The 25,774-nt window shown below is 76.5% G+C and carries 23 protein-coding genes and 1 pseudogene; 12 read left to right on the top strand and 12 right to left on the bottom strand.

Features of this window, described 5'->3' with window-relative positions; translation table 11 throughout:
• Nucleotides 1–23 precede the first annotated feature (23 nt).
• On the top strand, nt 24–713 hold the full coding sequence (locus GA0070611_RS13895; RefSeq protein ID WP_091663908.1) for a CDP-alcohol phosphatidyltransferase family protein: 690 nt from the start codon (nt 24–26) through the stop codon (nt 711–713).
• Nucleotides 714–777: 64 nt separating this feature from the next.
• Here GA0070611_RS13895 and GA0070611_RS13890 read toward each other — a convergent pair whose 3' ends face one another.
• The 8 genes from GA0070611_RS13890 to GA0070611_RS13855 all read right to left on the bottom strand — a co-directional run bounded on the left by GA0070611_RS13890 (nt 778) and on the right by GA0070611_RS13855 (nt 7,457).
• Complete coding sequence (locus GA0070611_RS13890; RefSeq protein WP_091663904.1) at nt 778–2,265, bottom strand: phytoene desaturase family protein; 1,488 nt, start codon at nt 2,263–2,265, stop codon at nt 778–780.
• 11 nt (nt 2,266–2,276) lie between these two features.
• Entirely contained in the window at nt 2,277–3,404 is a 1,128-nt protein-coding gene (locus GA0070611_RS13885; RefSeq protein ID WP_091672893.1) for a glycosyltransferase, read from the bottom strand.
• Complete coding sequence (locus tag GA0070611_RS13880) at nt 3,401–4,234, bottom strand: carotenoid biosynthesis protein (RefSeq protein ID WP_091663900.1); 834 nt, start codon at nt 4,232–4,234, stop codon at nt 3,401–3,403. Before GA0070611_RS13880 ends, GA0070611_RS13885 begins: the two co-directional genes overlap by 4 nt.
• Nucleotides 4,231–4,797: a GNAT family N-acetyltransferase gene (locus tag GA0070611_RS13875; protein WP_091663896.1), complete on the bottom strand. Its 567-nt coding sequence runs from the start codon at nt 4,795–4,797 to the stop codon at nt 4,231–4,233. Before GA0070611_RS13875 ends, GA0070611_RS13880 begins: the two co-directional genes overlap by 4 nt.
• A complete protein-coding gene (locus GA0070611_RS13870) occupies nt 4,794–5,537 on the bottom strand; it encodes a monooxygenase (RefSeq protein ID WP_091663891.1) in 744 nt (247 codons plus the stop codon). The genes GA0070611_RS13875 and GA0070611_RS13870 overlap by 4 nt, the downstream gene beginning before the upstream one ends.
• Entirely contained in the window at nt 5,534–6,022 is a 489-nt protein-coding gene (locus GA0070611_RS13865) for a YbaK/EbsC family protein (RefSeq protein WP_091672891.1), read from the bottom strand. Before GA0070611_RS13865 ends, GA0070611_RS13870 begins: the two co-directional genes overlap by 4 nt.
• A 93-nt stretch (nt 6,023–6,115) precedes the next feature.
• Complete coding sequence (locus GA0070611_RS13860) at nt 6,116–6,703, bottom strand: DinB family protein (RefSeq protein WP_091663888.1); 588 nt, start codon at nt 6,701–6,703, stop codon at nt 6,116–6,118.
• A 37-nt stretch (nt 6,704–6,740) separates the two neighbouring features.
• Entirely contained in the window at nt 6,741–7,457 is a 717-nt protein-coding gene (locus GA0070611_RS13855; protein ID WP_091663882.1) for a TetR/AcrR family transcriptional regulator, read from the bottom strand.
• A gap of 81 nt (nt 7,458–7,538) precedes the next feature.
• Here GA0070611_RS13855 and GA0070611_RS13850 point away from each other — a divergent pair, with 81 nt between their 5' ends.
• Nucleotides 7,539–8,729, top strand: coding sequence for an FAD-dependent monooxygenase (locus tag GA0070611_RS13850; protein ID WP_091663877.1), 1,191 nt, complete (start codon nt 7,539–7,541; stop codon nt 8,727–8,729).
• Here GA0070611_RS13850 and GA0070611_RS13845 read toward each other — a convergent pair.
• From GA0070611_RS13845 to GA0070611_RS13835, 3 genes are read right to left on the bottom strand one after another with little or no spacing between them, the layout of a single operon-like run.
• Nucleotides 8,711–9,520: an FAD:protein FMN transferase gene (locus tag GA0070611_RS13845; protein WP_091663874.1), complete on the bottom strand. Its 810-nt coding sequence runs from the start codon at nt 9,518–9,520 to the stop codon at nt 8,711–8,713. The two genes, GA0070611_RS13850 and GA0070611_RS13845, sit on opposite strands and share 19 nt — an antisense overlap.
• On the bottom strand, nt 9,517–10,065 hold the full coding sequence (locus tag GA0070611_RS13840) for an FMN-binding protein (RefSeq protein WP_091663870.1): 549 nt from the start codon (nt 10,063–10,065) through the stop codon (nt 9,517–9,519). The genes GA0070611_RS13845 and GA0070611_RS13840 overlap by 4 nt, the downstream gene beginning before the upstream one ends.
• A gap of 20 nt (nt 10,066–10,085) precedes the next feature.
• Complete coding sequence (locus GA0070611_RS13835) at nt 10,086–11,483, bottom strand: ferredoxin reductase family protein (protein WP_091663866.1); 1,398 nt, start codon at nt 11,481–11,483, stop codon at nt 10,086–10,088.
• Nucleotides 11,484–11,985: 502 nt separating this feature from the next.
• On the opposite strand from GA0070611_RS13835, the gene GA0070611_RS13830 reads away from it, so the two are divergent.
• The 10 genes and pseudogenes from GA0070611_RS13830 to GA0070611_RS13795 all read left to right on the top strand — a co-directional run bounded on the left by GA0070611_RS13830 (nt 11,986) and on the right by GA0070611_RS13795 (nt 22,954).
• Nucleotides 11,986–12,489, top strand: a complete 504-nt coding sequence (locus tag GA0070611_RS13830; protein ID WP_091663862.1) for an SAV_6107 family HEPN domain-containing protein — start codon at nt 11,986–11,988, stop codon at nt 12,487–12,489.
• A gap of 133 nt (nt 12,490–12,622) precedes the next feature.
• Entirely contained in the window at nt 12,623–13,411 is a 789-nt protein-coding gene (locus GA0070611_RS13825; RefSeq protein ID WP_231921447.1) for a hypothetical protein, read from the top strand.
• Nucleotides 13,408–15,153 (top strand): DNA polymerase Y family protein, encoded by a 1,746-nt coding sequence (locus GA0070611_RS13820; protein WP_091663858.1) that lies wholly within the window; start codon nt 13,408–13,410, stop codon nt 15,151–15,153. Before GA0070611_RS13825 ends, GA0070611_RS13820 begins: the two co-directional genes overlap by 4 nt.
• A gap of 330 nt (nt 15,154–15,483) precedes the next feature.
• Nucleotides 15,484–18,915: an error-prone DNA polymerase gene (locus tag GA0070611_RS13815; protein ID WP_091663853.1), complete on the top strand. Its 3,432-nt coding sequence runs from the start codon at nt 15,484–15,486 to the stop codon at nt 18,913–18,915.
• Between the two features lie 133 nt (nt 18,916–19,048).
• Nucleotides 19,049–19,225, top strand: coding sequence for a hypothetical protein (locus tag GA0070611_RS31315; protein ID WP_167604428.1), 177 nt, complete (start codon nt 19,049–19,051; stop codon nt 19,223–19,225).
• Between the two features lie 14 nt (nt 19,226–19,239).
• Nucleotides 19,240–19,989: a methyltransferase domain-containing protein gene (locus GA0070611_RS13810; RefSeq protein ID WP_197675929.1), complete on the top strand. Its 750-nt coding sequence runs from the start codon at nt 19,240–19,242 to the stop codon at nt 19,987–19,989.
• On the top strand, nt 19,986–21,149 hold the full coding sequence (locus tag GA0070611_RS13805; protein ID WP_091663846.1) for an alkaline phosphatase family protein: 1,164 nt from the start codon (nt 19,986–19,988) through the stop codon (nt 21,147–21,149). The genes GA0070611_RS13810 and GA0070611_RS13805 overlap by 4 nt, the downstream gene beginning before the upstream one ends.
• 38 nt (nt 21,150–21,187) lie before the next feature.
• Nucleotides 21,188–21,798: pseudogene (locus tag GA0070611_RS32510) on the top strand (Y-family DNA polymerase); the annotation flags it as partial.
• A gap of 78 nt (nt 21,799–21,876) precedes the next feature.
• Nucleotides 21,877–22,446, top strand: coding sequence for a DinB/UmuC family translesion DNA polymerase (locus GA0070611_RS32505; protein ID WP_407940436.1), 570 nt, complete (start codon nt 21,877–21,879; stop codon nt 22,444–22,446).
• Between the two features lie 115 nt (nt 22,447–22,561).
• A complete protein-coding gene (locus GA0070611_RS13795; RefSeq protein WP_091663844.1) occupies nt 22,562–22,954 on the top strand; it encodes a DUF3040 domain-containing protein in 393 nt (130 codons plus the stop codon).
• A gap of 348 nt (nt 22,955–23,302) precedes the next feature.
• Here the strand turns inward: GA0070611_RS13795 and GA0070611_RS13790 are convergent, their stop codons facing one another.
• Entirely contained in the window at nt 23,303–25,771 is a 2,469-nt protein-coding gene (locus GA0070611_RS13790) for a transglutaminase TgpA family protein (RefSeq protein WP_091663840.1), read from the bottom strand.
• Nucleotides 25,772–25,774 lie beyond the last annotated feature (3 nt).

Raw genomic sequence — 25,774 nt, 5'->3', positions numbered from 1 at the left:
ACGGCCCTTCTACGGTTGATCCCGTGGTGGGCACACAGCTGAACTGGGACCAGTACGCGACCGCGTGGGCACGGTTGCACGGCGGCTTCGATCCGCGGATGGCCGCGCCGGTGGTCCGCGCCTGGCTGCGCTTCGCCTACCACGTGGGCTACGTGCTCGGCCGGCTACGGATCGGCCCGACCGCGGTGACCGTGGTCGGGGTGCTGTTCTGCTTCTGCGTACCGCTGCTGGTCGGGCGGGCGGGCGACGGGCCCGTCCTCGGCGCGCTGTTCGTGCTGCTCGCCTCGGTGGCGGACAGCGTCGACGGCGCGGTGGCGGTGGCCACCAACCGGACCACCCGGCTGGGCTACGTCTACGACTCCGTCGCCGACCGGCTCGGCGAGGCCGCCTGGCTGACCGCGTTCTGGCTGCTCGGCGCGCCCGGTGCGCTGGTCGCCGCGGCCGGTGGGCTGTCCTGGCTGCACGAGTACGTGCGCGCCCGGGCGGTCTCCGCCGGGATGCGGGAGATCGGCGCGGTGACGGTGGGGGAGCGGCCGACCCGGGTCTGCGTGGCCCTGGTCGGGCTGCTGGTCGCCGGGCTCGCCGGGCTGATCGACCCGGACCTGACCGCCGGCACCATCACGATGGCCACCACCGTCTGGGTGCTGCTGGCCGGCTTCGGCCTGGGTCAGCTCCTCTCGGCCGTCCGCCGCGCCCTCATCGACGCCGACTGACCTGCCCGGCGAGCGGTGAGACGGGTTCCCTTCTCTACCGCAGGCGTCACGAAGGGGCCCTTGCTCACCAGGCGGGGCCGATCTCGTCGGCCACGATCTTGGCGGAGAGGGTGACCATGGGGAGGCCGCCGCCGGGGTGGGTGGAGCCGCCGACCAGCCACAGCCCGGCCGCCGGCCCCCGGTTGGCCGGGCGGAGCAGCCCGCCCGCGGTGCCGTAGATCGTGCCGCCCGGCGCGCCGGTGGCCGCGCCCAGGTCGGCGGGGGTACGGATCTCCCGGAACTCCAACCGGTCCCGGACGTCCACGCCCCGCTCGGCCAGCACGTCGAGGATCCGGTCCGCGTACGCCTCGGCCAGCCCCGGTCGCCGCCAGTCCACCGCGCCCGCCGCGGTGCCCTGCCGGGCGGCGTTGACCAGCACGAACCACGCCTCGTGCCCGTCCGGGCGGGCGGCCGGGTCGTCGGCCACGGTGACGAAGACCGTCGGGTCCGGGGCCGGACGGGCCCGCACCCCTCGCCCCGGCGCGCCGAAGACCGCGTCGAACTCGGCGTCGTAGTCGTGCGGGAAGAAGACGTTGTGGTGGGCCAGCCCGGAGTCGCCGCGCACGCCCAGCAGCAGCACGAAGCCGGCCAGGCTGCGGTCGGTGAGCCCGGCCAGCCGGCGCGGGCTGGGCAGCAGGTCGCGGTAGACGGTCAGCGCGTCGGTGTTGGCCACCACCACGTCGGCCGGGACGGGGGCGGCCGCCCCGGCGAGGCGTACCCCGTGCACCCGGCCGCCGGTGGCGTCGATCCGGGTGACCGTGGTGCCGGTCTGCACCACCACGCCCAGGTCCAGGCAGCGCGACAGCAGCGCGTCGGCCAGCGTGCCCAGCCCGCCGCGCAGGTACCAGCCGCCGAATGCCAGCTCCGCGTAGGGGACCGCGACCAGCGCCGCCGGGGCGCGCCGGGGGTCCGCGCCGGTGTAGGTGGCATACCGGTCGAGCAGCATCCGCAGTCGCGGGTCGGACAGGTGGCTGCGGCCGAGCCCGCGCAGGCTGCGGCCGGGGCCGATGGCGGCCAGGTCGGCCAGCCGCCAGGCCAGCGCGGCCAGGTCACGGGGCGAGTCGATGGCCCGGCCCAGGATGTCCCGGTGCGACGCCTCCCACACCCGGGCGGCCCGCCGCCAGAGCCGCTGCCAGTCGGCGGCGGAGCGGTCGCCGAGGGCCGCGCCGATCCGGGCGGCGAACTCGGCCGGGTCGGCGCAGGAGTCCAGGGTGGGACCGCCGCCGGGGAAGACGTGCCGGACGATCGGGTCCAGCGGCACCAGATCGAGGTACTCGTCGAGCTTGGCCCCGGTCGCCTCGAACAGGTCGTGGAAGACCTGCGGCAGGGTGAGCAGGCTCGGCCCGGTGTCGAAGCGGTAGGTGCCCGCCGGGGTGTCGTGGGCGTACCGGCCGAGCTTCCCGCCGACCGTGTCGGCCTGCTCGAAGACGGTGACCTCGTGCCCGGTGACCGCCAGCCGGGCGGCGGTGGCCAGCCCGCCCACGCCGGCGCCGATGACCACGATCCGCGCCATGCGTGCTCCTCCTAGGTGACCGGGCGACCGCGCCAGGTGAGGCGACGTCGCTTCCGCAGATGGTACGACCGCAGGGTCAGCCAACCGAGGACCACGACCGACACGGGGTGTGCCAGCGCGTCGGGCCACGCCCGGCCACCGGTGGACCGGGCGGTCAGCGCCCGCCCGGCGACGCCGGACAGGTAGGCCAGGAACGCCACGCCGGCCACCGTCGGCGCGCCGGCCGCCAGGGCCGCCACCGCGACCAGCGGGGGCGCGGTGTAGAGCGCGAGCAGCAGGATCACCACCACGGCCGCGGCCGCCGGATGCCCGAACGAGGCCCAGAGCGACTTGGTGTAGCCGTCGCGCAGCTCCGGCCAGGTCTCGTACATCCGGCAGGCGGCCAGCCGGGAGCCGTCGGCCAGCGCGATCCGGCCGCCCGCCCGCTTGACCGCCCGGGCCAGCTCGATGTCCTCCAGCACCCGGTCGGCCACCGCCGCGTGGCCGCCGGCCCGCAGGTAGCCGGCCCGGTCCACGACCAGGAACTGCCCGCCCGCCGCGGCCAGCGACGGCCGCGCCGAGCGTTCCATCGCCCGCAGCGGCAGGAAGGTCAGCCAGAGCCACTGGAGCAGCGGCTGCACCAGCCGGTCGGCCGCCGTCCGCACCAGGATCCGGGGGTACGGCGACAGCAGCGTCGCGTCCGCCGCGCGCAGCTCGGTCACCGCCGCCGCCACCGCGTACGGGGTGAGCACCACGTCGGCGTCGACGAAGGCGAGCACGGTCGGGGCCGGGTCGGTGCGGCCGGCGAGCTGCCAGCAGGCGTGCGGCTTGCCCAGCCAGCCGGCCGGCGGGGCGACCCCGGTGAGCAGGGTGAGCCGGGGATCGTCGCCGGCCACCGCGCGCACCACGTCGGCGGTGCCGTCGGTCGAGCCGTCGTCGAGCACCACGATCCGCAGCCCCGGTACGCCCCGCTGGGCGAGCAGGGCGCGCAGGCAGGGGGTCACCCGCCCGGCCTCGTCGCGCAGCGGCAGCAGCACCGCCACCGCCTCGGTCACCTCGACCGGGCCCGGGGTGGGGCGGCGCAGCCAGCGGGTGGCGTTGACCAGGGTGTGCCCGGTGAGCGCGGCGACCGCGACCAGCAGGACGAGGACGGCGGTCATGCCGGGGCGTCGGCGGCCGAACCGGCCGGGGCGTCGGTGGACCGGGCCGGGTCCGCCGTCGGGCGGTCGTCGCCGGCCCGCCGGTCCCGCCACAGCACCAGCGCCAGCGGCACGGCGGCCACCGCCATGCCCGCCGCGCCCCAGACCGCCGAGGCGGGCAGCCGCAGGAACACCGCGTGCGCCAGCACGCTGGAGGCGTACGTCCACAGGTAGAGCGCGAACATCGGCGCGTCCCGCCGGTCGACCCGGTCGACGGCCGGCCCGGCGAGCGGACGCAGCGCGCTCATCAGCAGCACCGCGAAGAGCAGCCAGCCGAGGTAGTTGCTGACCGGGATGCCGGGCAGGCCGGGCAGCGCCGGGGTGGCGTCGCGCCAGACCCAGTAGCCCTCGGCCACCATCTGCGGGTCGAGGAAGAGGTCCCAGGCGGCCAGCCCGAGCGCCGCGAGGGCGATCCGGGCCGGGCGGGAGGCGGTGAGCCGGACCGCGGTGAGCCAGGCCGGCCAGGCCATCCAGGTCCAGGCCAGCGGGATGATCAGCGGCACCCCGGCCAGCTTCGGGCCCAGCTCGCCGGAGTAGTCGTAGCTGCCGAACGGGAAGCCGGTGGCCACCCCGAGCGCCTCGATCGCGAAGCCGCCACCGGTGGCCACCGCGACCAGCGCGAGCGCGCTGCGCGTACCCCGGCTGAGCAGGGCGTGCCCGACGGAGAGCAGGTAGCCGAGCACGACCGTGGCGACGGTCAGCGCGGCCCGGGTGCCGCCGCCGGTGAGCGGGTAGCAGATCTGGGCGAGGACCAGGACGCCCAGCAGCGCCCAGGGCAGCCGGCGGCTCACGGCGCTGCCGCGGCGGGTGGCGGCGGGGGCAGCGGCAGGTCCCGGCCGAGCACGCCGAAGGGACGCTCGTCGCCGGGGAAGTGGAAGTGGCGCAGGATGTCGACGAAGCCGAACCGGCGGTACAACCGCCAGGCGCGGGACCGCTGCTCGTCCGCCTCCGGGGTGGAGAGCAGGGTGGTGCTCCCCTCGGCCATGGTGAGCAGCGCGCGCAGCTGTCCGCTGCCCAGGCCGTGCCCCTGCGCGGCCGGCCGGACGTGCAGTTCCACCACCTCGAAGCAGTCGGTCAGCCAGCGCTGCCGGGCCGCGCCGTCCAGCGCCCGGTGCACCTGGTCGTGCCACCACTGGCCGGCCGCGCCGAGGTAGCCGTACCCGAAGCCGGCGAGGTGTCCCTCGCTGGTGAGGCTGGCCACGGCGCGGAAGCCGGGCCGACGGACGTGGGTGGCGATGTAGCCGCGCCGGGCCTCCAGCAGGTCGGGGCGGTAGCCCATCGCCTCGCCGTAGACGGCCACCACGTCGTCCAGCCGCCGGACGAGATCGTCCGGCGTCCAGCGCACCAACCTCATGCGTGTCCTCTCGCTGTCTGCGGGTCGTCCCCGGCGGTCCAGCCCAGGACCGTCCGGTCGCCCACCACGTCGTGCACCGCGAACCGGGCGAACAACTCCTCGGCGTACCACCCCTCGGTGGGGGTACGGGTGATCGCGGCGCGGTGCTCGGGGTGACGGTACGCGAACGCGACCAGGTCCGCCGGGTCGCGCCACACGCTCACGGTGCCCTGCCAGCCCAGCGGGGCCTCGCCGACGCCGAACCGGGCCAGCAGCCCGGGGGCCGTGTGCAGGGCGGCGGCGACCGGCGGGATCGCCCGCCAGAAGGTGGCCGCCCGCCGGGCCCGCAGCCGGGCCCGGGTCAGCGCCAGCACCGGCCCGGTGACCCGGCCGCCGGAGGGCTCACCGAACGGCCGCCGGCCGGACCACTCGCCGCGGCTGGTCAGCGGGCGCAGCTCCACCCGGGCCGAGGCGTGGGCCAGCCGGGCCCAGGAGCGGCCGACCGGGGAGGCGTCGAAGCCGGCCGCGGCGGCGGGCGAGTCCCAGGCCACCAGGGCCGCCCAGCGGGTCAGGTCGGCGTCGGCCGGCCCGAAGCCGGTGCCGGTCCCGGTGCCGAGCAGCTTGGCGAAGCGGACCCCGGGCAGCCGGCGCAGCGACCACGGGTGCAGCGCCATCCGCCGCAGCGCGCCGGGCAGACCCGTGCGGCGGATCCGCCACACGTGCAGGGTGACCAGCCCGGGTACGTCCTCGGCCGCGCTCACGCCACCTCGGCCGGGGCGCCGGCGGTGAGGCGGAGCAGCTCCGCGTACGTGGTGGGGAAGACCGCCTGCGGCACGCCGCCGGCCGCCCACACCTCGGCGTACGCCGCCAGCGCGGTGTCCACCACGGTGCGCAGCGGCGCGGGGTGACCGAGCGGGGCGACCCCGCCGATCACCTGGCCGGTGTGCGTCCGCACGAACTCCGGGGTGGCCCGGCGCAGCCGGGTGATCCCGAGGGCGGCGGCCAGCCCAGCGGTGTCCACCCGGTGCGCGCCGGAGGTGAGCACCAGCAACGGCGTGTCGTCGGCGTCGAAGATCAGCGAGTTGGCGATGGCGCCGACCTCGACGCCGAGCGCCTCGGCCGCCGCCGCGGCGGTGTGCACCGCCTCGGGCAGCAGGCGGACCCGGCTCGCTCCGCCGGAGCCGTCCCGCGCGCCCGCGTCGTCGAGCGCCCGTTGCACCGCCTGCACGTTCGGGTGTGGCTGCATGCCGTCCATTCTCCCCGCCGCGCCGGTGCGGCCGGCACCCACCCACGCCGTGTCCCGCCGCGCGTCGCCGGGCGGCCCCGACGGTCCGGCCGGCTAGTGGAACCGGTCGGCGAGCGCGGTCAGCTTGTCGACGTACGCCGGCCAGTCCTGGCCGTCGGGGAGGCCGGAGTTCTCCCGCTCCCAGCCGACCGCCCCGTCGTGCTGTTCGCGCAGGATGTCGGCGTGACCTGCGTGCCGGGCCAGGTCGTAGAGCACATGCGCGATGACCCGGTGCAGGGTCGTGGCGTCGTTCTCCGGCCACCACGGCACCTCTCCCGGGGTGTCGAGCGGCAGCAGCGCGATGGTCTCGTCGGCGAACGCCCCGACCCGCCGGTAGAGGTCGATCAGCCCGTCCTTCGTCTCGTCCTCCCGGGCGTACCAGTCCGCCTGGGGGTCGGCCTGCTGCTCCGCATCGGACACCAGTTCCTCCGGGTTCGGGAACGCGCGCCCGAAGGTGGGGCCGAAGTAGCCGGCCTCGACGTTGAGGCAGTGCTTGATGATGCCGAGCAGGTTGGTGCCGGTCGGGGTGCGGGGCAGCCGGACCTCGCGTTCGCTGAGCCCGTCGAGCTTCCAGATCAGGTCGTCACGGGTCGCCCGCAGGTAGCGGCGCAGTGCCGTCTTCGGATCGTCCTTGTCAGCCATGCGGGCCAGTCTGCCGGTTCCGGACCCTCCGGTGGGGTCACGGCCGGTCGCCCCGGGCGGCGCGGCGGGCGGTCACCAGGGCCGCGATGCCGTCGAGGATGCGGGCCAGGCCGAAGTCGAGGGCGTCGTCGGCCCTGCCGTCCGGGTCGGGACGCAGCGCGGCGGCCAGCGCCGGGTAGCGCTCCTCGCGGCCGCGGACCAGCGCCGCGAACGCGGCCTCCCGGCCCGGCCCGGGGGTGGCGTCGGTGGGCGCGTGCTGGGCCAGGTTGCGGGCGTGCCCGATCAGCAGCACCGCGACGTCGAGCTGCTCGCCGCCGGTCAGCCCGGTGCCGGTGAGGGCGGCGACCACCCGTTCCAGCCAGGCCAGCTCGTTCGGCCCGGGCAGCCGCGGGGCCACGGTGGCCGCGTGCGCCCACGGGTGGCGGCGGAACCGGTCGAACATCTGCCGGGTCCAGTCGTCGAGCTGCCTCCGCCAGTCGGCGTCGGGTGGCGGCGGGGCCGGCTCGCCGATCGCCACCTCCAGCATCAGGGACACCAGCTCCGCCTTGCCGGGCACGTACCGGTAGAGCGCCATCTTGGTGACGTCGAGCGACTCGGCGACCCGCTGCATGGTCAGCCCGTCGAGGCCGTCGGCGTCGGCGATGGCGATGCCGGCCCGGGCGATGGCCTCGGTGGTCAGCGTCGGGCGGGGGCCGCGCCGGGGGCCGCCGGGGGTGCCCCACAGCAGGTCGTAGAGCCGCCGTTCGTCGTCCACCGGACACCCTTCTTGCTCGCCCACCGAAACTGCGTCTACAGTACTCTGTATCCAACGGACACAATTAATGACGGGGGAACCATGTCGCTCCCACTGCGCGGTACGCGCGTGCTCGTCTCCGGCGCCGGGGTGGCCGGTCCGGCGGCGGCCTGGTGGCTGGCCCGCCACGGCGCGGAGGTGACCGTGGTCGAGGCCGCCCCGGCGCTGCGGACCGGCGGGTTCGCGGTCGACTTCCGCGGCCGCACCCACCTCGGCGTGCTCGACGCCATGGGGGTGCTCGACGCGCTGCGCGCGGTGCGGACCCACGCCGGCGCGACCAGCCGGGTCGACGCGGCCGGCCGGGAGATCTTCCGGCTGCCGACCGAGTTCGCCGGCGGTGAGCTGGAGGTCCGCCGCCGGGACCTGTCCCGGATCCTGTACGAGCGCGGCGCGGACCGGGTCGAGTACCGCTTCGGCGACCGGATCACCGCGCTCACCGAGACCACCGACGGGGTACGGGCCACCTTCGCCCGGGGTGACGAGCGCGTCGTCGACCTGGTGGTCGGCGCGGACGGCATGCACTCCGGGGTGCGCCGGCTGGCCCTCGGCCCGGAGTCGGCGTACCTGACCCACCTCGGCCACCACCTGGCCGGCTGGGACGTGCCGAACGACCTCGGGGCGGACGCCGTCTGCCGGCAGTACAACGTGCCCGGCCGGATGGCCAGCGTGGTGGCCGACCCCCGGGAACCCGGTCGGGCCACCGCCCTGGTGGTCTTCACCGGCCCCCGGCAGGACCACGACCGGCTGGACGTGGCGCGGCAGAAGGCACTGGTCACCGACGCCTTCGCCGGGCTGGGCTGGCACGTGCCCCGGCTGCTGGCCGGCCTGCGCGCCGCCCCGGAGCTCTACCTCGACGCGATCGCCCGGGTCCGGGTCCCGCGCTGGCACGCCGGCCGCAGCGTGCTGCTCGGCGACGCGGCCTGGGGGGTCACCCTCGGCGGGATGGGCGTCGGCACGGCCGTCGTCGGGGCGTACGTGCTCGCCGGTGAACTGGCCCTGGCCGGTGGTGACCACCGGGTCGCGCTGCCCGCGTACGAGCGGCGGATGCGCGGGTACGCGTCCCGTTGGCAGCGCGGCGCCAGCCCGGGTCAGTTCCTCGCCCCGGCCAGCGGCTGGGGGCTGTGGTTGCGCGACCGGCTGCTGGCCGCCCGCCCGGTGCAGTCGATGCTCATCCGCGGTGTCGGCTCGTTGGCCACCGAGGCCGACCTGCCCGACTACGCGGCGGCGGTCTGACCCGCCGGCCGGGAGCCGGGCCAGTCCGGGGTGGCCCGGATCCGGCCGGCCGCGTCGACCAGCAGGGCCGCGTACCCGTCCAGGGTGGCCAGCCAGTCGAGGGCGTCCGCGCCGCGGGCGACGGCCGCGGTCGCGTACACGTCGGCCCAGAGCAGCTCCGGGCCGACCACGGTGACCGACCGGACGGCCCCGGCCGGCCGGCCCGAGCGGGGATCGGTGATGTGCGCGCCGCGCCGGGCGGTGCCGGAGGTGGCGACCGCGCCGCGCGCCCGCTCGACGACGTCGAGCATCCGCGCGGGCCGGTCGGGGTCCTCGATCCCGACCCGCCAGGCCGGCCGGCCCGGCGCGGTCCGCAGCAGCACGTCCCCGCCGGCGTTGAGGCAGAGGTCGTGCCCGGGCAGGTCGGTCAGGTGCCGCGCGACCCGTTCCACCGCCCACCCCTTGACCAGCCCGGACGGGTCGAAGCCGGTGCCGCCCCGCGGGAGCGGCAGGCGGCGGGCGTCGAACCAGCCGTCGGTGCGGGCCCGGGCCTCCTCGCAGAGCGCCACCACCTCGCGCACCAGCGGGTCGGCGGTGGCGGCCGGGCCGGGCGGCGCGCCGCCGAGCCGACCCAGCACGCTCTCCGGCCGGTACGTGCTGAACACCGCGTCCAGCTCGCGCAGCTCGGCGAAGACCCGCTCCACCCGCTGCGCCACCGCGTCGGTGCGCACCCGCGGGCCGCGCAGGTGCACGCTGACCGGCAGCCCCATCACCTGCACCACCCAGGCGCGCCGGTCGAGGTCGGTGCTCATTTCAGGTGCGCCGCGTCGATCGCGGACTGCAGCGACTCCCGGTAGCCGTCGCTGGTGACGGTGGCCCCGGAGACGGTGTCGATCTGAGCGCTCTGCGCGGCCAGCGCCTCCTGCCGCAGGATCGGCACCGCGTAGTCGTTGATCTCCTGGTCCCGGTGGTTGCCGTCGGGCACCTGCACGGCGGTGACGTCGGTGATCTTCCCGCCGGAGACGGTGATCTTGACCTGCACCGGACCCCACCGGGTCTGCGCCACCGCGCCGGTGGCCGTGCCGCTGCCGGTGCTGCCGCTGCCGGTGCTGCCGTTGCCGCTCGGGGTGCCCCCGCTGTCGCCGGTGGTGCCCCCGCTGTCGCCGGTGTCGCCGCCCGCCGGGCCCGAGCCGGTGCCCCCGCCGTCCGTGCCGCTCCAGGAGCCGCCGGCCGAGCCGTCGGTGCCGGAGGCGATCGCGCTGGTCTCCCCGCCCGGACCCATGGTGCTGGTCTTGTAGCTGAACAGCAGGACCAGCGCGGCCACGGTGGAGAGCAGCCAGATGGTGATCCGTCGCACGGATCCTCCCTTCGCGCCTGTCACCAGGCGAAGCGTTCGTGGTGGACGTGCGCGTCGGGGACCCCCGCCGCGCGGATCGCGGCGCGGGCGGCGTCGACCCAGCCGTCCGGGCCGCAGAGGAAGACGTCGTGCCCGGCCACGCCGGGGGAGAGCCGGCGCAGGGCGTCCGCGTCGGACATCCCCTGCGCGTACGCCGGCAGCCAGGCCGGCTGCTGCGCCCGGGGGCCGACCAGGTGGTGCACGACCAGTCCGCGCTCCGCGACGAGCCGGTCCAGCTCCGCCCGGAAGGCCAGGTCCTCCCCGGTACGCGCGCGGTGCAGCAGCACCGCCTCGCCGGGGGCGTACGGCAGCTCCCAGAGCAGCGCGAGCAGCGGCGTGATGCCCACCCCGCAGGCCAGCATGGTGATCCCGCCGCCCCGCCAGCGCTCCCCGGTCAGCCGTCCGTACGGCCCCTCGACGAGCACCTTCGTGCCGGGGCGCAGGGTGGCCACCCGGGCGCTGTCGTCGCCGAGGTCCTTGACGGTGATCCGCATCAGGTCGCCGTTCGGCGGCGCGGACAGCGAGTACGGGTGCGCCCGGGACCAGCCGGGGCCGTCCAGGAACCGCCAGAGCAGGAACTGCCCGGCCCGGACCGGCAGCCGGTGCAGGTGGCGTCCGCGCAGCCAGACCGAGGTGATCCCGGGGGCCTCGGGGACCACCGCGGCCACCTCGATCCGGTGCCGCGCCGAGCGCCAGGCGGGCAGCCCCAGTCGCCAGATCAGCACACTGGCCAGGGCCAGCAGGTAGACCGTCCACCAGTAGGCCCGGGCGGCCGCCGAGGCGAGGAAGTCGGCGCCGGTCCAGAGCTGGTGCGGCAGCGCCAGCGCGATGCCCAGGTACGCGTAGAGGTGCAGCAGGTGCCAGGACTCGTAGCGCAGCCGGCGGCGGGCCGCCCGGACCGAGGTCACCACGACCAGCACCAGCAGCGCCAGCGCCGCGGTGGCCAGCAGCATCCCCGGGTACGTGACGACCAGGTCCCAGGTCTCGGCCAGCACGCCCTGCCGGGCGGTGCCGGCGTACCCGAGGACGGTCAGCGCCACGTGGGCGAGGAGCAGATGGAAGGAGGTGAAGCCGGCGAGCCGGTGCCAGCGGGCGATCCGGTCCTGGCCGAAGCTGCGCTCGATCAGCGGCACCCGGGCCATCAGCACCACCTGGATCAGCATCAGGTCGGCGCTGACCAGGCCGGCGAGCCGGCCGAGCGAGGTGAGCCCGGTGGCCACCCCGCCGAGCAGTTCCTGCACGCCGCGGTCGGCGGTCCAGAGGGCGGTGACGACCAGCAGGCTGAGCACCGCGACGCTGCCGGCGACGTCGGCCCACCAGGCGGGGACCGGCGGCGGGGCGCGGTGGGCGGTCCGCCGGTCGGCGACGGCGGCGGTCACCGGAGGGTCTCTTCGGTACGGCTGACGGTCATGACGTCCACCCTGGGGCAGGGAACTCTGCGCCCCCTTTGCCGCTGCTGTGCCCCGGCTGAGAATCCGGCCGGCCCCCGGCGCGTCACACGTTGCATTTTCGTCGGAGGGGAGGTGTACTGTCGGGGTAGTTAGAACGAGTGTTCGATTCAGTCGTACGCCCGTTCCAACCACCCGGGAGCGGTGTTTCGCGGCTCCGGCTCCCGGGAGGTGCGGTTCCGCGGACCGCACCGGGATCCGGACAGTCGCGAGTCCGGGCCCGTCAAGGCAGGATCGTCGCCCGCCGCCCACGACCCCCGGGCGGCGGGCGACGGACCCGCCGGTACGCCGGCCGGGTGTGGTGTGGGGAAGCGTCCACACCCGGCCGGCCCCCACCCTGGTGCGTCTTCCTCCGCACCGACCGCTCCGGGCGCGCCCCGACGGACCCGTTCCGTCCCGGCCCGCCCGCCCCGGCCCACGCGGAGGAGAGACCATGCCGACCAGTCCGGCCCAGGCGCCCACGGTGCCCGCGCACGTGCTGCCGCACCGCACCCCCGCCCAGCTGCTCGTGGTGGCGCGCGACGGGCTGGCCGAGGCCGCCCGCACCCGTCCCGACGGCCTCCGGTACGCCACCGCCCACCTCGCGGCGCTGCGCGCCGCCGCCGCCCTGCTCGCCGCCCGCGCCCGCCCCGCGCCGGCCCGGCGCAACCGGATCACCAGCGTCTGGGTCCTGCTCGCCACCGTCGCCCCCGAGCTGGACGAGTGGGCCGGCTACTTCGCCGCCGGCGCGAGCAAACGGGCCGCCGCCGAGGCCGGCATCCCCCGCGTGGTCACCGCCCGGGAGGCCGACGACCTGCTCCGCGCCGCCGAACAGTTCGTGACCGTGGTGGAGACCGCGCTCGGCCTGGCCCACCAGCCGCCGCTGGACGGCCTGCACCGGTCGCCGCGCCCCGGCGAGCCCGGCGTCGCGCCGCGCCCCGGAGCAGCCGCCGCCTAGTCGTGGCGTCCGGCCGCCACGGCGGGACCCAGGGTGGCCGGACGCCACCGGCGCGTCGCCCGACGCGCCGTCCGCTCAGCACCAGCACCAGACGGGGGACGACCCCCGTGCGACACGACGGGGGGTAGGTCCGATGGCGGGCCGCATGGTGGTCGGTTCCGCCGCACTGGCCGAGCTGGTGCGCCCGGCGAGCGCACCCGACCCGGCGGGCGGTCACCGGGTGCTGCCCGTCCGGCGCGAGCTGACCGGGCTGCTGCCCCACCGGGGGCTGCGGCGGGGCAGCACCGTCGCGGTCGGCGTCGGGCAGCCCCGCGGCAGCGGCGGGACGTCACTGATCCTCGCCCTGCTCGCCGAGGCGTCCCGGGCCGGCTCCTGGTGCGCCGTGGTCGGGGTGCCCACCTTCGGGGCGGGCGCGGCGGCCGAGGCCGGCATCGCCCTGGACCGGCTCGCCCTGGTGCCGAATCCCGGGCCGGAGTGGCCCACCGTCGTCGCCGCCCTCATCGACGGGGTGGACGTGGTGGTGACCGCCGTGCCCGCCACGGTCTCCGCCTCCGTGGCCACCCGGCTGGCCGCCCGCGCCCGGCAGCGCGGCAGCGTGCTGGTGCCGTACGGCCGGTGGGACGGCGCCGACGTCACGCTCCAGGTGGTCCGCGGGGTCTGGGAGGGGCTCGGCGCGGGCCGGGGACGACTGCGCCGCCGGGAGGTGACCGTCTCGGCACGCGGGCGGGGAGCCGCGGCCCGCCCCAAGGAGATCAAGGTCTGGCTCCCCGGCGACGAGCTGACCCGGGTGATCCCCCGGTCGACCGGGCTCGGCGTCGCGCCGGCCAGGGTCGGTGCCGGGTCGGCCCGGGTCGCCGTCGGCGTGGCGGTTGGGCCCGCCGGCACCGCCCGGCCCGCGCTCACCGTGGTCGGGCCGGCATGACCGGTGCACCGGTGCGGACCCTGCTGCTCTGGTGCCCGGACTGGCCGGTCCTCGCCGCCGAGATCGTCGACGGGGTGCCCGCCACCGACCCGGTGGTGGTGCTGCACGCCAACCGGGTGGTCGCCTGCTCGGAACGGGCCCGCGCCGAGGGCGTACGCCGCGGCCTGCGCCGGCGGGAGGCACAGGGACGCTGCCCGCAGCTGGTCGTCGTCGACCACGATCCGGGCCGGGACACCCGGGCGTTCGAGCCGGTGCTGGCCGCCGTCGAGGAGGTGGCCGCCGGGGTGGAGGTGCTCCGGCCGGGCGCCTGTGCGCTGGCCGCCCGGGGGCCCGCCCGGTACCTCGGCGGCGAGGAGGCGGCAGCCGAACGGATCGTCGAGCACGTCGCCCAGAGCTGCGCGGTGGAGAGCCAGGTCGGCATCGCCGACGGGGTCTTCGCCGCCGGGCTGGCCGCCCGGGAGGGGCGGATCGTGCCGCCGGGGAAGAGCACCGGGTTCCTCGCCGACCTGCCGGTGGAGGCGCTGGGCCGCCCCGCCCTGACCGACCTGCTGCGCCGGCTGGGGGTGCGGACCCTCGGCGACTTCGCCGCGCTGCCCGCCGGGGACGTACTGGCCCGGTTCGGCTTCGACGGCGCGCTGGCCCACCGGCTCGCCGCCGGGCGGGACCACCGGCAGCTCGCGGTCCGGCAGCCGCCGGCCGACCTGACCGTCACCGCCGACTACGACGAGCCGCTCGACCGGGTCGACGCCGCGGCGTTCGCCACCCGGACGCTGGCCGAACGGCTGCACGAGCGGCTCGCCGGGTACGGGCTGGCCTGCACCCGGCTCGGCATCGAGGCGGTCACCGCGCACGGGCAGGAGCTGCACCGGGTCTGGCGGCACGACGGCCTGCTCAGCGCGGCGGCCATCGCCGACCGGGTGCGCTGGCAGTTGGACGGCTGGCTCTCCGGCGGGCACCGCCGGGGTGGCGCCCACCCGGCCCGCCCCACCGCCGGGATCATCCGGCTGCGGCTGGTGCCGGACGGGGTGCTCGCCCAGGCCGGCCTGCAACCCGGCTTGTGGGGGGAGGCCGGCGAGGAGCGGGAGCGGGCGCACCGGGCGTTGAGCCGGGTGCAGGGCATCCTCGGCCCCGAGGCGGTGGTCACCGCCGTGCTCGGCGGCGGGCGGTCCCCGGCCGACCAGGTGCGCCTGGTGCCGTGGGGCGACGAACGCCTGCCCGCCCGCCCCGGCCCGCCGCCCCTGCCGCCCGCCCCTGCCGTGCCCGCTGACCCGGCTTCGCCTGCTGACCCGGCCTCGACGGGGTCGGCCGGTGCGGCGCGGGAGGTGGCGCGGGGCGGTGGCGCGCGGTCCGGCGGCCTGGCGCGGGCCGGTGGCGTGCGGTCGGGTGGTGGGGCGCGCGGCGGCGGGGCGGCGGTGCCGCCGTGGCCGGGGCGGCTGCCCGCGCCCGCGCCGGCCGTGGTGCTGCCCACCCCGCTCCTGGCCGCCGTGCACGACGCCGCCGGGGAGCCGGTGGCGGTCAATGCCCGGTTGGCGGTGAGCGCCGCGCCCGCGCGGCTGGTCGTCGGCACCGGCCGACCGGCCGAGATCGTCGGCTGGGCCGGCCCGTGGCCGGTGGACGAACGCTGGTGGGCGCCGGCCGAGGCGCGCCGACGGGCCCGGTTCCAGGTCTGCCTGGCAGACGGGGCCGCGCTGCTGCTCGCGGTCGAGGGCGGCCAGTGGCTGGTGGAGGCGATCTATGACTGACCGGCGTGCAGCGGCCGGCCGGCGTGGCCCGGCCGAGTGGCGCGTCGGCGTGCTGCGCCGGCATCGACCCGCCACCGCCTACAAACGTGATGACGTACATGGATCGCCCTGCACCACCGCCACGGCGACCACCGCCACGGCGACCATCGCCACGACCAGCGTCGCCGCCGGTGCCGTGATTCATCCACGTCATCACGTTCGTGGGCGGCCGCCAGTGGCCCGCCATCGGGTCCGCGCGGCCGCCGCGGGAGATCTCGGCAACTGCCGGTCCTTCCCAGGGGCGAAATCTTCCGAGATTTCGACGAGCGCCGGACGCGAGGTGCGGCGGCGGTGAGCTTCCACAACCCGAAGATGCCCTGGTCGGAGCTGGAGCAGGTGCTCTCCGGGCGGGGCGGCGACGGGCGTGACGGCGACGGGCGTGACAGCGACGGGCCGGGCGGCGCGGGACGGGCGCGGGGCGAGCGGCACCTGCACGTGGTGGATCCCCTCGCCGTCGACGCCGACGGCGGCGACTCCCCGGCGTGGAGCCGCAAACGACAGCGGTACGAGCCGCCCGAGCTGCCCCGGCCGGACGGTGCGGTGCCGTACGCGGAGCTGCACGCGCACTCCAACTTCAGTTTCCTCGACGGGGCCAGCCACCCGGAGGAGCTGGCCGAGGAGGCCGCCCGACTGGGGCTCACCGCGCTCGCCGTCACCGACCACGACGGCTTCTACGGGGTGGTGCGGTTCGCCGAGGCGGCCCGGACGCTGCACCTGCCGACGGTCTTCGGCGCGGAACTCTCCCTCGGGCTGCCCGGCCCGCAGAACGGCGAGCCCGACCCGCTGGGCCGGCACCTGCTGGTGCTCGCCCACGGCCACGAGGGGTACGCCCGGCTGGCCGCCACCATCTCCCGGGCCCAGCTGCGCGGCGGCGAGAAGGGCCGCCCGGTCTACGGGGAGCTGGAGGAGGTCGCCGCCGAGCTGAGGGACCACGTGCTGGTGCTCACCGGCTGCCGTAAGGGGCACGTGCCCGGCGCCCTGCTCACCGAGGGGGTCGACGCGGCCGCCCGGGAGCTCGACCGGCTCACCGCGCTCTTCGGCGCCGAGACGGTGGCGGTGGAACTGACCGACCACGGCCACCCGGTCGACGCCGACCGCAACGACGCCCTGGCCGAGCTGGCCGCCGCGACCGGGCTGCCCACGGTGGCCACCAACAACGTGCACTACGCCACCCCGGGCCGGCGGCGGCTCGCCACCACCGTGGCGGCGGTGCGGGCCCGGCGCAGCCTGGACGAGATCGACGGCTGGCTGCCCGCCGCCGCCACCGCCCACCTGCGCAGCGGCGCGGAGATGGCGGCCCGGTTCGCCGCGTACCCGGGTGCGGTGGCCCGGGCCGCCGAGTTCGGCGCGGAACTCGCCTTCGACCTGCAGCTGGTCGCGCCGCAGCTGCCGGCGTACCCGGTGCCGGCGGGGCACACCGAGATGAGCTGGCTGCGCCACCTGACGCTGGCCGGCGCGCACGAGCGCTACGGGCCGCCCGAGGCGCATCCGGAGGCGTACGCGCAGCTGGAGCACGAGCTGCGGATGATCGACGAGCTGGGCTTCCCCGGCTACTTCCTGGTGGTCTACGACATCGTCAGCTTCTGCCGGGAGCAGGACATCTACTGCCAGGGCCGGGGCTCGGCGGCCAACTCGGCGGTCTGCTACGCGCTGCGGATCACCAACGTGGACGCGGTCCGGCACCGGCTGCTCTTCGAGCGCTTCCTCGCCCCGGAACGCGACGGCCCGCCCGACATCGACGTGGACATCGAGTCCGACCGCCGGGAGGAGGTGATCCAGCACGTCTACGCCCGCTACGGCCGGGAGCACACCGCCCAGGTCGCCAACGTCATCTCGTACCGGCCGCGGTCGGCGGTGCGGGACGTGGCGAAGGCGTTCGGCTTCTCGCCCGGGCAGCAGGACGCCTGGAGCAAGCAGATCGACCGGTGGGGCTCGGTCGCCGCGGTCGACGTCGAGGACATCCCCGAGCAGGTCGTGGAATTTGCCAACGAGCTGGCCGGTGGCTCGGGGAGGGGGGCGGGCTTCCCCCGGCACCTGGGCATCCACTCCGGCGGCATGGTGATCTGCGACCGGCCGGTGATCGAGGTGTGCCCGGTGGAGTGGGGGCGGATGCCCGGTCGCAGCGTGCTCCAGTGGGACAAGGACGACTGCGCCGCCGTCGGCCTGGTCAAGTTCGACCTGCTCGGCCTCGGCATGCTCTCCGCCCTGCACTACGGCTACGACATGATCGGGATGAGCCTGGACCTGGGCGACATGACGCTGGACGACCCCGAGGTCTACGACATGCTCTGCCGGGCCGACTCGGTCGGGGTGTTCCAGGTGGAGAGCCGCGCCCAGATGGCCACCCTGCCCCGGCTCAAGCCGCGCGAGTTCTACGACCTGGTGGTGGAGGTGGCGCTGATCCGTCCCGGCCCGATCCAGGGCGGCTCGGTGCACCCGTTCATCCGGCGCAAGAACGGCCAGGAGCCGGTGACGTACGCGCACCCGCTGATGCGCAACGCGCTGGAGAAGACCCTCGGCGTGCCGCTCTTCCAGGAGCAGCTCATGCAGCTCGCCATCGACCTGGCCGGCTTCGACGCCGCCGGGGCCGACCAGCTGCGCCGGGCGATGGGGGCGAAGCGGTCGGTGGAGCGGATGGCGCAGATCGCCGACCGGCTCTACGCCGGGATGGCCGAGCGCGGCATCACCGGCGAGCTGGCCGACGACGTCTACCGCAAGCTCACCGCCTTCGCCAGCTACGGCTTCCCGGAGAGCCACGCGATGAGCTTCGCCTACCTGGTGTACGCCAGCTCCTGGCTCAAGCGCTACCACCCGGCCCCGTTCCTGGCCGCCCTGCTCAACGCCCAGCCGATGGGTTTCTACTCGCCGCAGACCCTGGTCGACGACGCCCGCCGGCACGGGGTGGAGGTCCGCCGCCCGGACGTCAACGCCAGCGGCGCCAAGGCGGTACTGGAGTCGACCCCGCAGACCCGGTGGGGGAGCGGGCCCGGTGAGCCACCGCACGCCTGGGGGCTGGGCGGCCCGGCGGTCCGGCTCGGGCTGGGCGGCGTACGCACCCTCGGCGACGACGTGGCCGAGCGGATCGAGGCGGAGCGGACGGCCCACGGCCCGTACGCGGACATGCCGGAGCTGGCCCGGCGGGTCGGGCTGACCGCGGCGCAGCTGGAGGCGCTGGCCACCGCGGACGCCTTCGCCTGTTTCGGGCTGACCCGGCGGCAGGCCCTCTGGGCCGCCGGCGCGGCGGCCCAGGACCGGCCCGGCCGGCTGCCCGGCACGGTGACCGGCGCGGCCGCGCCCACCCTGCCCGGCATGGAGGCGGTGGACCGCCTGGTCGCCGACGTCTGGGCGACCGGCCTCTCCCCGGAGAGCCACCCGGCCCGGTTCATCCGGGAGCGCCTCGACGCGCTGGGCGCGGTGCCGATCGCCCGGCTCGGCCGGGTCGAGCCGGGGCAGCGGATCCGGGTCGGCGGGATCGTCACCCACCGGCAGCGACCGGCGACCGCGGGTGGGGTCACCTTCCTCAACCTGGAGGACGAGACCGGGATGCTCAACGTCACCTGCTCGCCGGGGCTGTGGCAGCGCTACCGGCGGGTGGCCCGGACCAGCGCGGCGCTGGTGGTGCGCGGGCGGTTGCAGCGGCACGAGGGGGTGACCAGCCTGACCGCCGACCGGCTCGACGCGATCGACCCGCCGGTCACCCCGGCGTCGCGCGACTTCCGCTGACCGGCCGGAGACATTCGCCACAGCCACCCCCACCGGGGCATGCCGTTGGCCACACTCGCGTTTGTCGGAACGGGAGCCGGAGAACGTGTTCCCGGCGCGGGCAGAGTCGCCCGCGTAGGAAAGGTGGAGAACGATGACGGGGAGCAACACCTACCGTGGCGTCGCGAACGCGCGGCGGACCCGACTCGGCGCGGACTGGGCCCCGGCCCACGACACCGAGGCGCACGAGTACCCGGTGACCGAGGGGCCGGTGGCCAACGCCCGCCGCTCGCGCGCCGAGGAGGACCCGGCCGGCGGCGGCGAGTCCTGACCCGACCGGCCCGGGTGACTAGGCTCGGCGGGGTGGAGCAGACGCGAACCCTGACCCCCCGTACCGCCGTGATCTGGGCGGTGCTCCGGGCCGAGCTGGACCGGCGGGCCGGCGAGCAGCTCACCGTGCTCGACGTCGGCGGCGGGACCGGCGGTTTCGCCGTCCCGCTCGCCGAGGCCGGCCACCGGGTCACCGTGGTCGACGCCAGTCCCGACGCCCTCGCCGCGCTCACCCGCCGGGCCGCCGAGGCCGGGGTCGCCGAGCGGGTACGCGCCGTGCAGGGCGACGGCGACGCGCTCGCCGGCCTGGTCGAGCCGGCCACCGTCGACCTGGTCCTCTGCCACTCCGTGCTGGAGGTGGTGGACGATCCGGCCCCGGTGGTCGCCGCGCTGGTGGCCGCCCTGCGCCCCGGTGGCGCGGCGAGTGTCCTGGTCGCCGGCCGGGCCGCCGCCGTGCTGGCCCGGGCGATGAACGGCCACCTCGACGTCGCCGCCGCGCTCGCCGCCGACCCGGACGGCAGCGCCGGCCCCCGCGACACCCTGCGCCGGCGTTACGACGCCAAGGGCGCCGTCGCGCTGCTCACCGCCGCCGGGCTCGCCGTGGAGGAGATCCACGGGGTACGCGTCCTGGCCGACCTGCTGCCCGCCGCCGTCGCCGACGGTCAACCGGCCGCCCTCGTCGAGCTGGAACGGGCGCTGGCGGCCCGGCCGCCGTACCGGGACCTCGCCGCCGCGCTGCACCTCTTCGCCCGCCGCCCGGCATGACCGGCCCGGTGGCGGGTCCGCTCGACCCGGTGCCGCCCCGTTACGGCGGCGCGAGCCTCGCCGACGTGCTGCCCAGCGCGTGCGCGCTGCTCGGCGTGCCCGGCGCGGCCGACCTGCTCGGCCTGGCCCCCCGGCTGGCCGGGGTACGCCGGCTCGCCGTGCTGCTGGTGGACGGGCTCGGCTGGCACCAGATCCCCACCGCGGCCCCGTACGCCCCGACCCTGGCCGGCCTGGCCGCCACCGCCGGCACCCCGCTCACCACCGGCTTCCCGTCGACCACCCCGACCAGCCTGGTCAGCCTCGGCACCGGCGTCGCGTCCGGCGCGCACGGGGTGCTCGGTTTCACGGTCCGGGTGCCCGGCACCGACCGGGTGCTCACCCACACCGACTGGACAGGCGACCCGGAGCCGCTGCGCTGGCAGCCCGTGCCCACCTGGTACGAGCGGGCCCGCTCGGACGGCGTCGCGGTCACCGTGGTGAGCCGCCCCGAGTACGCCGGCAGCGGGCTCACCCTCGCCGCCAACCGGGGCGGCGACTACCGGGGCGCCGCCGGGGTCGACGCGCTCGCCGTACGGATGCTCACCGCCCTGTCGGCCGGCGCGGGCCCGACCCTGGTCTCCGGCTACCACCCCGACCTGGACCAGCGGGGCCACCTCGACGGCGTCGACTCCGCCTCCTGGCGGCTCGCCGCCGCCGAGGTCGACCGGCTGCTCGCCCGGCTGGTCGACGGGCTGCCGACGGACGCCGCGCTGCTGGTCACCGCCGACCACGGGCAGCTCAACGTGCCTGCCGGGCACCGGATCGACCTGGACACCGATCCCCGCCTGCGCGCCGGGGTCCGGGTGGTCGCCGGGGAGCCGCGGGTGCGCTACCTGCACGTCGAGCCCGGCGCGCAGGCCGACGTGCTGGCCACCTGGTCGGCGGTGCTCGGCGACGCCGCCCGGGTGCTCGGCCGGGACGAGGCGGTGGCCACTGGCTGGTTCGGGCCGGTGCCCGAGGAGCACCTGCGCCGGATCGGCGACGTGGTGGCGGTCTGCCGGGGCACCCACGCGGTGGTCGCCAGCCGGTCCGAGCCGGCGATCGTGTCGCGGCTGGTGGCGTACCACGGCGCCGACACGGCCGCCGAGATGACCATCCCGCTGCTGGCGGTGCGGGGCTGACCGGCCGGGGTGTCGGACCGGGCGGCTAGCCTGCCGTCATGGGCCGCAGCCAGTCGTTGCCCCGGGGCGGTGATCCGCGCTTCGGGGCGGACGCCGACGACACCGACTGTCCGATCCTGCACGTCGACATGGACGCCTTCTTCGCCTCGGTGGAGGTGCGCCGCCGCCCCGAGCTGCGCGGCCGGCCCGTGGTGGTGGGCGGCATCGGGCCGCGCGGCGTGGTCAGCTCGGCGAGCTACGAGGCCCGCCGGTACGGCGTGCGCAGCGCCATGCCCACCGCCCGGGCCCGGGCGCTCTGCCCGGACGCGTCTACCTGCCCCCCGACTTCACCCAGTACACGGCGGCCTCCCGGGCGGTGATGCAGATCTTCCGGGACGTCACTCCGCTGGTCGAGCCGCTCTCCCTGGACGAGGCGTTCCTCGACGTGGCCGGCGCCCGCCGGCTCTTCGGCCCGCCGGCCCGGATCGCCCGGTTGATCCGCCGCCGGGTCGCCGAGGAGCAGTCGCTCACCTGCTCGGTGGGGGTGGCGCCGAGCAAGTTCGTGGCCAAGCTGGGCTCCACCCGGGCCAAGCCGGACGGCCTGCTCGTGGTGCCGGTCGGCCGGGTGCTGGAGTTCCTGCACCCGCTGCCGGTGGCCGCGCTCTGGGGGGTGGGGGAGCGGTCCGCCGAGGCGCTGCACCGGCTGGGCCTGCGCACCGTCGGCGACCTGGCCGAGGCGCCGCTCGGCATGCTGCGCCGGGCGGTGGGCGACGCCGCCGCCGGCCACCTGCACGAGCTGTCCTGGGGGCGGGACCCGCGCGGGGTCTCCCCGGAGCACGTGGAGAAGTCGATCGGCGCCGAGGTGACCTTCGACGCCGACGTGACCGACCCGGCGGAGATCCGTCGCGCGCTGCTGGGGCTGGCCGAGAAGGTGGGCGCCCGGCTGCGGGCGGCCGGGCAGGTCGGGCGGACGGTGTCGCTCAAGGTGCGCTCCGCCGACTTCCGCACGGTCAGCCGCTCCCGCACCCTCACCGTGCCCACCGACACCGCGCGGGAGATGTTCGACACGGCCTGGGCCCTCTGGACCGTGCTGGCCCCCGCCGAGCCGATTCGTCTGGTCGGCGTACGGATGGAGGGGTTGGCCGCCGCGGCGGAGACGCCGCGACAGCTCACCCTCGGCGAACCGGAGCGCGGGTGGCGGGAGGCGGAGGTCGCGGCGGACGCGGCGGCCGCCCGATTCGGGCGGTCCGTCATAGGTCCGGCCAGTCTGCTGGGGCGCCGTGATCCACGTCGGGCGGAAAAACCGGCCCGACCGTAGGTCGTCCCGCTTTCCGACGCGCGGGGGCCCTCGTAGACTTGACGGCAAGCAGCCGGTTGGCTGCCACGGTCTGTCGGCCCGACCGGGCCGACCAACGTGACCGGGGAGGAGTGCCGTGCCGCTCTCGGAGCACGAGCAGCGGCTGTTCGAGCAGATCGAGCGGTCGCTTGCCGAGGACCCCAAATTCGCCTCGGCCGTGCGCGCCAGCGACCCGCGTTTCCACGCGCGGCGTCGCGTGCTCGTCGCTGCCGGCGTGGTCATCGCAGGTCTGGCCCTGCTGGTTTACGGTGCCGTGATCAAGGTGACCCCGGTGGCCGTGGCGGGTTTCGTCGTCATGCTGGCCTCGCTGGGTTTCGCGGTGCAGTCGCACCGTCGCTCGCAGTCGCCCGACCTGCACGTGGTGGGCGGCACGACCAGCCGTCGCACCCGCAGCCGGACCGGCCGGCGGGGTTCGTTCCTCGACCGGATGGAGGACCGCTGGCGGCAGCGCCCGGAAGGGCACCGCTGACCAGCGCCCGTAGCTGAGCCGGGGGCGACCGACCGCGCCCGGCCGGTCGCTCCCCGGTGCGCGGCCGCTGCTCCGCGCCGGTGGGTCGGCCCTTCCGCGCGTCCTGGGCCCGCTGATCCGTGTGCCCCCGCTCCTGGTCCGCGCGTCACCGCGCGTCCTCTCCGGACCGGAGTTCGTCAAGATCGTGCTGGATCCGGGAAGTAGTGGCGTCGATGAGCGGCCGAGGCCACTACTTCCCGGATCCTGCGTGCAAGCAGTGCCCCGCGGCGGGTGACGCCCCGCAGGACAGGGACGTGCCGGTGGCCGCCCGTCCGCCGGCCAGGGGAGCGCCGGGGGACGGGCGTACCGTCAGCGGGCCGGGCGGCCCGCCAGGAGACGACGCGGATTCCAGCGCAGCAGCCGGTCGCGGAACTGCCCGCCGGTGGTGACCAGCCGGGTCGACCGGTCCGCCACCGCGGTCCGCCAGCGCAGCAGCACCGACGGCGGCAGCAGGGCCGCCATGATCCGGGTCCGCCGGTCGGCCCGGGCCGCCAGCGCCCCCCGGACCGCCCGCAGGGCCGGGTGCAGGGCCTCACCGGTGAGCGGGTCGCGCGCGTACCGGGCCCGCTCCTCGGCCCGGCCGAGCAGCCGCGCCCCGGTGACCGCCCCGCCGTCCTCGGCGAGGCTCTCCCGGACCAGCCGCTCGGCGGTGGCCCGGGGCGTCTCCGTCCGGTCGACCCGGACCTGGTAGTCCACCAGCGTGTCGATCAGCTCGTCCCAGGCCGCGTGGGCGTCCGCGCGGGCCCGCTCGACGTCCACCTCGACGCTCACGTCCCGGACCGTGCCCCGGGGACCGGGTACGGCGGCCAGCACGGTGGCCGCCGGCGCGGCGGCCCGGGAGCGGCGACGCCGGCGCAGCGCGGCACGGCGTACCGCCGGGACGGCGAGCAGGGCCAGCAGGGCGAGCACCCCGGCCGTCCACCACGGCCACACCGGTGACTGCCGGTCCGGGCCGTCGGCCCCGATGGCCAGGCCCTGGTCGCCGTTCTTCTCCTTCGGGTCGTTGCCGTTCGGGCCGGGCGTGGGACCGTCCGGGCCGGCCGTGGGGCCGGCGCTCGGGCTGTCCACCGGGTCCTCCTGCTGGTCGGTGTCCGGTGCCCAGGACGAGCGGACCGAACCCGGCACGCTGGTCGCCGGGGTTGCGTCGAACGGCACCCACCCGACCCCGTTGAAGTAGACCTCGGTCCAGGCGTGCAGGTTCCGGTTGGTCAGCACGTACCGGCCGCCGCCGGAGTTGGTGCCGTTGGTGAAGCCGACCGCCACCCGGGCCGGGATGCCGGCCGCCCGGACCAGCCAGGCCATCGCGGCGGCGTACTGCTGGCAGTAGCCGACCTTGGTGGTGAGGAAGTCGGTGATGTCGTCGCCGGTGGTGCCCCCCTTGGTGGAGAGGGAGTAGGTGAAGCCGTTCTCCACCGAGAAGTGCTCGTAGATCGCCCGGACCTTGTCGTAGTCGTTGTCCTTGCCCTTGACGAGCTGGGCGACCAGCTTGTCGACCGCCGGGACCGGCAGGGTGAAGGTCTGCTCGCGCAGCACCGGGTCGTCGGCGGCCAGCGACGGCGCCGCGCGCAGCGCGGCGGGGCTGTACGTCGAGCGCACGTAGTCGAACGCGTACCGCTTGCCCCGGGCGTTCTCCCGGTTGGAGAAGACGATCTGCTGGTTCGGGTCGTACGACCAGCTGCTGCTGAGGTCGTCGGTCTTCACCGGCTCGGCGTAGACCGGCAGCAGCGGCATCGAGAAGTTCTTCGTCACCTCGACGGTGGCCCGGTACCGCTGCTGGTCGACGCCCGCCCGGCGGCGCTCCGTCGGGTCCGGCAGGCTGCGGGTCACCGACCGGCCGATCGGCGTACGGGCCTCGAAGCCACCCGACTGGAGCTTGTCGACCACGCCCAGGCGCAGGTAGAACGGGGTCGGCTCGTTGGTGGTGACCTTGACCAGCTCGGTCTCCTCGGACTGGTTGAGCTGACCGCTGAGGGCGGCGAACAGGTCGATCCGCCCCGGCTTGCCGCCCTGCCCGGGCCGCCCGGTGCCGTCGCCCGTGCCGTCGGCGACGCTCTTCATCAGGCCCTCGGTCATTCCCGGCACCGCCAGTGGCAGCGCGACCGCCAGGGCCACCCCGACCACGGCCAGTCGGCGGCCCGCCGCGGCCAGCGGCGACGCCTCCCAGACGTCGACGTCGCGCCCCTCGCCGGTGAACCGCCGGCCGAACCGGCGTACCCGGTCGACGTTGTCGGTGACCAGCAGCCACAGGTAGCCGGCCGCGCCGACCACGAACGGGGTGGCCGGGACGCTGTCCACGTAGACCGCCACCGGCACCGAGTAGATCGCCAGCATCGGCAGGCCGGCCAGCGCCGGCCGGCGCAGCCCGACGGTCAGCAGGTCGACCACCACGGCCACGCCCCCGACACCCAGCACGGTCAGGAAGAGCAGCGAGTCGACGTCGGGCACCTTCACGCCGTACGCCCGCATGTCCTGCAGCGACGCGCCGAGCAGGTCGCCGAAGTGGGCGAAGGTCTGCGGGGTGGGCACGAACGCGAACAGCTCGGTGCCGCCGGGGAAGATCCAGGTCAGGCCCAGGGTCAGGCCGAGCACCATGGCGAGGAACTGGCCCCAGACCGGTGCCCGGGCCAGCCGGCTCAGCGCGGCGGCCCCGGCCACCACGGCGACCACGATGGCCGCCTCGATCAGCCAGGTCCAGCGCTGGAAGATCGCCGACAGCGGCGCGGCGGCCAGCAGGGTCGCCGCCGCGGCGACGAAGCCGAGGTTGCGGTGCGCGGTCACGGG

The sequence above is a fragment of the Micromonospora auratinigra genome (assembly GCF_900089595.1).
Classification (GTDB): Bacteria; Actinomycetota; Actinomycetes; order Mycobacteriales; family Micromonosporaceae; genus Micromonospora; species Micromonospora auratinigra.
The sequence above is the reverse complement of the archived record's forward strand: the minus strand, read 5'-3'. Positions and strand labels throughout refer to the sequence as shown.

What these genes read in the sequence shown, in the direction of transcription:
- GA0070611_RS13805 (WP_091663846.1), top strand. Translation starts at nt 19,986, where the DNA reads ATGACCGGCCCGGTGGCGGGTCCGCTCGACCCGGTGCCGCCCCGTTAC.
- GA0070611_RS13860 (WP_091663888.1), bottom strand. Translation starts at nt 6,703, where the DNA reads ATGGCTGACAAGGACGATCCGAAGACGGCACTGCGCCGCTACCTGCGG.
- GA0070611_RS13865 (WP_091672891.1), bottom strand. Translation starts at nt 6,022, where the DNA reads ATGCAGCCACACCCGAACGTGCAGGCGGTGCAACGGGCGCTCGACGAC.
- GA0070611_RS13850 (WP_091663877.1), top strand. Translation starts at nt 7,539, where the DNA reads ATGTCGCTCCCACTGCGCGGTACGCGCGTGCTCGTCTCCGGCGCCGGG.
- GA0070611_RS13845 (WP_091663874.1), bottom strand. Translation starts at nt 9,520, where the DNA reads ATGAGCACCGACCTCGACCGGCGCGCCTGGGTGGTGCAGGTGATGGGG.
- GA0070611_RS13875 (WP_091663896.1), bottom strand. Translation starts at nt 4,797, where the DNA reads ATGAGGTTGGTGCGCTGGACGCCGGACGATCTCGTCCGGCGGCTGGAC.
- GA0070611_RS13825 (WP_231921447.1), top strand. Translation starts at nt 12,623, where the DNA reads ATGGCGGGCCGCATGGTGGTCGGTTCCGCCGCACTGGCCGAGCTGGTG.
- GA0070611_RS13885 (WP_091672893.1), bottom strand. Translation starts at nt 3,404, where the DNA reads ATGACCGCCGTCCTCGTCCTGCTGGTCGCGGTCGCCGCGCTCACCGGG.
- GA0070611_RS13820 (WP_091663858.1), top strand. Translation starts at nt 13,408, where the DNA reads ATGACCGGTGCACCGGTGCGGACCCTGCTGCTCTGGTGCCCGGACTGG.
- GA0070611_RS13830 (WP_091663862.1), top strand. Translation starts at nt 11,986, where the DNA reads ATGCCGACCAGTCCGGCCCAGGCGCCCACGGTGCCCGCGCACGTGCTG.
- GA0070611_RS31315 (WP_167604428.1), top strand. Translation starts at nt 19,049, where the DNA reads ATGACGGGGAGCAACACCTACCGTGGCGTCGCGAACGCGCGGCGGACC.
- GA0070611_RS13890 (WP_091663904.1), bottom strand. Translation starts at nt 2,265, where the DNA reads ATGGCGCGGATCGTGGTCATCGGCGCCGGCGTGGGCGGGCTGGCCACC.
- GA0070611_RS32505 (WP_407940436.1), top strand. Translation starts at nt 21,877, where the DNA reads ATGCTGCGCCGGGCGGTGGGCGACGCCGCCGCCGGCCACCTGCACGAG.